The following is a 6,495-nucleotide window of genomic DNA, read 5'->3' on the forward strand; positions in this document are numbered from 1 at the left end:
ACCTGAGTTCGACGGAAGAGAATAACTTACAAGTGTTGACTGGAAAGAGTTTCAGGATTAAATGAATTTTTAGCGGTTATCAATAATTTCCGGTTATTGACAATTTCTTGGGAATAAATAATATAAATTGTAAATTTTTCTTAAAAACCATTAAATAACATTACTAATCATACTCAAGATTGCACCAAAGATTTAAGAATAAAGTAGTTGTTTGAGCAAGGAAAAATGGACAATGGAATTAGAACAATTATTTTGTGCAATAGATGATTTCTGTTTGGATTTTGAAGCAAAATTGAACTCAGAACTAATTTCGAGCCAGTCACAAAAAAGAAAAAGAAAAAGTCGCTTATGTTTAAGTGAAGTCATGACTATTATTGTTCATTTTCACCAATCAAGTTATCGTAATTTTCAGGACTATTATCAAAAAAGCATTTTAACAATCTACCACAGATATTTTCCATCTTTAGTGAGTTATAATCGCTTTGTTGAATTAATGCCTGATGCTTTACTGCCTTTAATTTGTTATCTTAATAGTCGAAAAGGTCAATGTAGTGGCATCTCTTTTATTGACAGCATGGGTATTCCTATTTGTCATAATAAAAGAGCAAAAAGAAATAAAGTTTTCCGTGGCTTATCGGGCTGGGGCAAGAGTTCTGTGGATTGGTACTTTGGATTTAAACTTCATTTAATTATTAATGAACAAGGCGAATTATTAGCTTTTCAAGTTACTCCCGGAAATGTTGATGACCGGAAACCAGTTCCTACTTTGGCACAAAATTTATGGGGAAGACTTTTTGGAGATAAAGGATATATTTCTAAAAGTTTATTTCAGGAACTATTGGAAAATGATGTGAAATTAATTACTCCTTTTAAGAAGAATATGAAGAATAAATTAGTTGAATTGTGGGAAAAACTTATGTTAAGAAAAAGAGCTTTAATTGAAACTGTCAATGACCAACTTCAAAATATTTCCCAAGTTGTTCATTCTCGTCATCGCAGTATTTCTAATTTTATGGTTAATATTATTGCTGGTTTAATTGCTTATACTTGGCAAGATAAAAAACCTTCTTTAAAATTAGATAAACATGAAGTAACTTCTCTACCAGCTTTATTAATTTAATTATTTTCATGCAATTAAATTGTGAGTCCAAAATATTCAATTTTGGATTGTTTTCTCTTGTTTATTTATTGTCAATAATCATTGCTAATTGAGAAAAGCCCGATATAATTAGTTTTCAGGATGATTATTTATATCGAACTCAGGTTATATGGGAACTACCAGAACCAACACCACCAAGTACACATAAATACAAATACAGATTATTTTACGGGCAGAATGGAAAATGTAGAATTAGATATGACAACGAACGCGGAAAAGGAGATCATAAACATATAAACTCACACGAAATAGATTACAACTTCACAAGCATTGATAAATTGCTTGACGATTTTGAAAAAGACATTGAAACCTGGAGTGAATCATGAAAGCAATTATTGAAGTAGCCAAGGGTGGTTCTGCAATCCGAGCCGCTCGTCAACAAATTAAAGACTCCGAAATTGGAAAGCCAGTAAATTTTAGACTTTCATTTGAATCTGCAAAATCACTTTTTAGCGAGCTAACGCCTGCTCGACTTGATTTGCTTGATACTTTAAGCAAAATAGAGCCATGCAGTATTTACGCGCTGGCAAAAACAGCCGAAAGAAACTATTCAAACGTACACACAGACGTAAATCGCCTGGAAGAACTGGGATTAATTGAACGGACAGAAGAAGACAAAATATCTGTACCATTTGAATCCGTTGAAATATTCATGCCACTAGCGAAAGCAGTGTGAGAATTTGAAAAACGGCGAAGGATGAATTTAGCGAAAATGCTAGAGTGATGATATTGATGGGGCTAAGTTGACCTATGACCATTGCAACCGAAAGACCAATACAACAGCAGTTACTAAGTTTTGGCGATTTTATCGTCCGTTATGGTGACAGTAACCGCTACGAATTGATTGATGGAGAGGTGTTTGATTTGGAACCAACAGGCTACCATGAAGAAGTTTCAGCTTTTACCACCACAAAAATCTGCACCCAAATTGATGCCTTATGTTTAAATTGGTTTGTCCTTCAGCGAGGATTGTTACGTCCTTCTAACTTGGGTATGACAGCATTTAGACCTGATGTTATGGTTGTTGACCGCAATGAACTTACAAAAGAACTACTTTGGCATGACCAATCAATCATCACGCTGGGCAGTTCGATTAAATTTGTGATGGAAGTAGTTAGTAGCAACTGGCAAAACGATTATGCGCGTAAAGTCGAAGACTACGCAATTTTAGGTATTCCTGAATATTGGATTGCGGATTATGCGGGTCTAGGTGGGACTCGACATATTGGGAAACCGAAACAACCTACCCTTTCCATTTGTACGTTAGTCCAAGGAGAGTATGAAATTCAGCAGATTCGAGGCAATCAACCCATTACTTCGCCGACATTCCCAAATTTAAAACTGACAGCCGAACAAGTTTTAAAGGCTGGCAGATAAAGTGCTTTAAGCCATGTTCACTCTCTACATTATTAACTCTTTCCCGAAAATCGCCCCACTCTGAACAGTTCAGTTATGTACTCGACTGTTTATTTTGAGTTATTGCGGTACATTTGCGGATAGCTAAAATCAAATATATAAATTTTCAACTGTTAAAGATAGAAAGATCAATGCAATTTTAGTCAAGAAGTACAGATAGAATAAACTTGTGTTAGCCCTAATGTTTAATCGCTAAAACCTATATATCTCATGGATTTTGCTAATTTTGCATCCCAGTTAAATGCTGGAACGATTTTACCAGAGGGAATCGTCATGATTACCCTCTTGGGGGTTTTGATTGTTGATTTGATTTTGGGACGGACATCTGCGCGTTGGATTGCATATCTAGCGATCGCTGGTTTAACAGCCGCGATTATTGCTCTATACTTCCAATGGGACACGACTAACCCCATTGCCTTTACTGGTAGTTTTAACGGCGATGATCTGAGTATTGTCTTTCGGGGGATTATCGCCCTGTCAGCAATGTCAACAATATTAATGTCAATTCGTTATGTTGAACAAAGTGGTACGCCTTTAGCCGAATTTATTGCCATTTTGATGACTGCGACTTTGGGAGGAATGTTTTTATCCGGCGCTAATGAGTTGGTGATGATTTTTATCTCCTTAGAAGCCCTGAGTATTTCCTCTTATTTGTTGACAGGTTATACAAAACGTGACCCCCGTTCCAATGAAGCAGCGTTGAAATACCTGTTAATTGGTGCTTCCAGTACAGCGGTATTTTTGTATGGTGTCTCGCTGTTGTATGGGTTATCCGGTGGACAAACGGAACTAAGTGCGATCGCTCAAGGTATCGCTACAGCAAATGTTGGTCAATCACTAGGTTTAGTAATTGCTCTGGTTTTCGTAATTGCGGGTATTGGTTTCAAAATCTCCGCTGCACCCTTCCACCAATGGACACCGGATGTTTATGAAGGCGCACCAACTCCAGTTATCGCCTTCTTATCCGTTGGTTCTAAAGCCGCAGGATTTGCCCTGGCTATCCGTCTCTTAACTACCGTTTTCCCTATCGTGGCAGACGAATGGAGATTTGTTTTCACTGCCCTTGCGGTGCTAAGTATGGTATTGGGTAACGTTGTCGCCCTAGCCCAAACTAGCATGAAACGGATGTTAGCTTACTCATCTATTGCCCAAGCTGGATTTGTGATGATTGGCTTAATTGCGGGAACTGATGCCGGCTATTCCAGTATGATTTTCTATCTACTGGTATACCTGTTTATGAACCTGTGCGGCTTTACCTGTGTGGTATTGTTCTCTCTGAGAACAGGAACAGATCAAATTTCTGAATACTCTGGTTTGTATCAAAAAGATCCACTTTTAACACTGGGTTTGAGTATCTCTCTCTTATCGTTGGGTGGTATTCCCCCACTAGCCGGATTTTTCGGGAAGATTTACTTATTTTGGGCAGGTTGGCAAGCTGGTCTTTATTGGTTAGTTTTACTCGGTTTAGTTACCAGTGTGGTTTCCATCTATTACTACATTCGCGTAGTTAAGATGATGGTAGTCAAAGAACCCCAAGAAATGTCCGACGTGGTGAAGAATTATCCCCAAGTGCGTTGGGATTTACCAGGGCTGAGACCTTTACAAGTGGGTTTGATAGTAACTTTAATAGCTACTACCATTTCTGGAATCTTATCCAATCCCTTGTTTACTTTAGCTAACAATTCTGTTACTAACACTCCCATGTTGCAAGCAGCAAAAGTTGCCAGTACACAAGTTAGTGCTATTACAAACAAGGAGTCACAGGACTTTTAACTTATTCCTAAATAAGTGGTAATGGGTAATTGGTAATGAAGCTAGTCTTCAATATTCAATTACCCATTTTTGTTGTTAAACAGCAACAATACCAAACTTATGTGAGGCTTCACAGAATTATGAAATTCATTGGACATCTCCAGAAATTCAATATGCGTATCCTAGAACCCTTGTAGAGACGTTCCTCATGTAGGGATTCTCGGCTCTACATTCTTTTCTGGAGATGTCTATTAATTCTGGTGTCTTTAGCTGCGTTTATCTGCGTACATCTGCGGTTAATAATTTTTGAAATCTTATTCTATGTAGTTTCATTTTAATCTGGTATTACCAAACAGAAAATTACTTAATTTTCTGTTTAATGAAAGTCACAACTTGATTAAGCTGTTTCTTCAAGTTATCAATTTCTCCTTGCATCTTGATAATTTTATCATTTAGTAATTTGATCTCAGCAGATGAATCTACGGCATTTGCAGCAACCGGTACAGGTTGTTTATTTGCAGGATTCACTGGGGGTATATTTAAGTCTGGACGTTCCTTTTTCGACTTCAGCATTGCTGACTTGATAGCACCAATGAGTTGCTTTTGATCAAAAGGTTTGCCTAAAAATTCAAAATATTCAAATGGCTCTACAAATTTTTCCGTTACCTCTTCCTTCCGTCCCGACATGATTACCAAAGGAATTTTCCGCAATTCTGGTTGAGCCTGGATTTTCTGGAAAACCTCCCAACCACTCATTTTTGGCAACAAAAAATCTAGCATGATCAAGCTGACTTTTTCCTTGAGGATGAGGTTGTATCCTTCTAACCCATCCTTGGCTTCTATCACCTCAAAATTACCTGGTGGTAACATTTCTCGTACTTTTACCCTGACAACGGTAGTGTCGTCAATAACTAAAATTTTGTTACTTGCCACAACTGATTACTCTACTAAAAATTTTATGTTTAGATGGCTGGCTGCCGAGTGCTTTTAAGAATTCTCTCACTATATCCAAAATTTATGTAGATTGGGGGAGAGTATTTTCTGACATAAATTTCCAAAATCACAGGAGTTGTAGGAAACTTCCACTGATATTCTGATCAATTTGTATCTATAGTTGTGTAGACTACACACAACTAATATCCTGTGTAGTGAAAGATTTATGAATCTAACTTCTCAGTTTGGGGTATACCTGAAATTACAGTACCTCTATGTAAATAGTCATTACGCGCTCTTACTTTTTGCCTAATTAACAAATCGTTATATGAATTCTCCACAACAAGTTGATATCAAGTCAGAAATTATGACTATGCCTAGCTGGTTGCGTCGCCCCATTGGCAAAGCCAGTGAAATCTCTACTGTCCAACGTATCATTAAACAGCGACAAATTCACACAATTTGTGAAGAAGGGCGTTGTCCGAATCGGGGTGAATGCTACGCCCAAAAAACGGCGACTTTTTTATTAATGGGTCCAACTTGTACCCGCGCTTGTGCTTTTTGTCAGGTAGATAAGGGTCATGCGCCAATGGGGTTGGATGAGGAAGAACCCCAAAAGGTGGCAGAATCAGTACGGCTTTTAGGGTTGCGGTATGTGGTATTAACTTCTGTCGCCCGTGATGACTTGGCTGATGGGGGGGCTGGTCATTTTGTGAGGACAATGGAGACTATTCGCCAGATGAATCCCGATACTCAAATTGAGGTGCTGACATCGGATTTTTGGGGTGGTGGGGGTGTGGCAGTCCAACGTCACAGTTTGGCGATGATTATTCAGGCTCAACCGGCTTGTTTTAACCATAATGTCGAAACAGTCCGTAGGTTGACTCCAACTGTGCGCCGAGGGGCAAAATATGACCGTTCGTTGGCTGTATTAGCGACGGTTAAGGAGTTGAATGATCAGATTTCTACGAAGTCAGGTGTGATGGTGGGACATGGGGAAACTATGGAGGAATTAATTGAGACAATGGCGGATTTGCGATCTGTAGAATGCGATCGCCTTACCATTGGTCAATATATGCGTCCTTCTTTAGACCATCTACCTGTTAAAAAATATTGGACTCCAGCGGAATTTACAGAACTGGGTAATATAGCCAAGGAAATGGGATTTAATCACGTCCGTTCCGGTCCCCTGGTTCGTAGTTCCTATCACGCTGGGGGGGAGTAGGGGGAGGGGG

7 protein-coding genes are annotated in these 6,495 nt (G+C 38.6%); 6 read left to right on the forward strand and 1 reads right to left on the reverse strand.

The window, feature by feature from the left end:
• The first annotated feature begins 232 nt into the window (after positions 1 to 232).
• From IQ228_RS18285 to IQ228_RS18300, 5 genes are all read left to right on the forward strand, one after another.
• The gene (locus tag IQ228_RS18285) at positions 233 to 1,120 is read left to right on the forward strand and encodes an IS982 family transposase (RefSeq protein WP_027403600.1); all 888 of its coding nucleotides are present in this window, start codon (positions 233 to 235) and stop codon (positions 1,118 to 1,120) included.
• 107 nt (positions 1,121 to 1,227) lie between these two features.
• Positions 1,228 to 1,485 carry a DUF6516 family protein gene (locus tag IQ228_RS26765; RefSeq protein WP_370566907.1) on the forward strand — a complete coding sequence of 86 codons (258 nt, stop codon included), beginning with the start codon at positions 1,228 to 1,230 and terminating at the stop codon, positions 1,483 to 1,485.
• Positions 1,482 to 1,835: a MarR family transcriptional regulator gene (locus IQ228_RS18290; RefSeq protein ID WP_015081437.1), complete on the forward strand. Its 354-nt coding sequence runs from the start codon at positions 1,482 to 1,484 to the stop codon at positions 1,833 to 1,835. Before IQ228_RS26765 ends, IQ228_RS18290 begins: the two co-directional genes overlap by 4 nt.
• A 74-nt stretch (positions 1,836 to 1,909) precedes the next feature.
• Positions 1,910 to 2,536 (forward strand): Uma2 family endonuclease, encoded by a 627-nt coding sequence (locus IQ228_RS18295; protein WP_193963842.1) that lies wholly within the window; start codon positions 1,910 to 1,912, stop codon positions 2,534 to 2,536.
• 249 nt (positions 2,537 to 2,785) lie between these two features.
• Positions 2,786 to 4,348 carry an NAD(P)H-quinone oxidoreductase subunit N gene (locus IQ228_RS18300; RefSeq protein ID WP_027404677.1) on the forward strand — a complete coding sequence of 521 codons (1,563 nt, stop codon included), beginning with the start codon at positions 2,786 to 2,788 and terminating at the stop codon, positions 4,346 to 4,348.
• A gap of 339 nt (positions 4,349 to 4,687) precedes the next feature.
• On the opposite strand, the gene IQ228_RS18305 is transcribed toward IQ228_RS18300, so the two are convergent.
• On the reverse strand, positions 4,688 to 5,260 hold the full coding sequence (locus IQ228_RS18305) for a PleD family two-component system response regulator (protein ID WP_027404676.1): 573 nt from the start codon (positions 5,258 to 5,260) through the stop codon (positions 4,688 to 4,690).
• A gap of 328 nt (positions 5,261 to 5,588) precedes the next feature.
• Between IQ228_RS18305 and lipA the strand changes: the two genes are divergently transcribed.
• Complete coding sequence (lipA, locus tag IQ228_RS18310; RefSeq protein ID WP_027404675.1) at positions 5,589 to 6,485, forward strand: lipoyl synthase; 897 nt, start codon at positions 5,589 to 5,591, stop codon at positions 6,483 to 6,485.
• Positions 6,486 to 6,495 lie beyond the last annotated feature (10 nt).

Origin of the sequence: Dolichospermum sp. LEGE 00246 (genome assembly GCF_015207865.1) — a bacterium.
Lineage (GTDB): Bacteria > Cyanobacteriota > Cyanobacteriia > Cyanobacteriales > Nostocaceae > Dolichospermum > Dolichospermum heterosporum.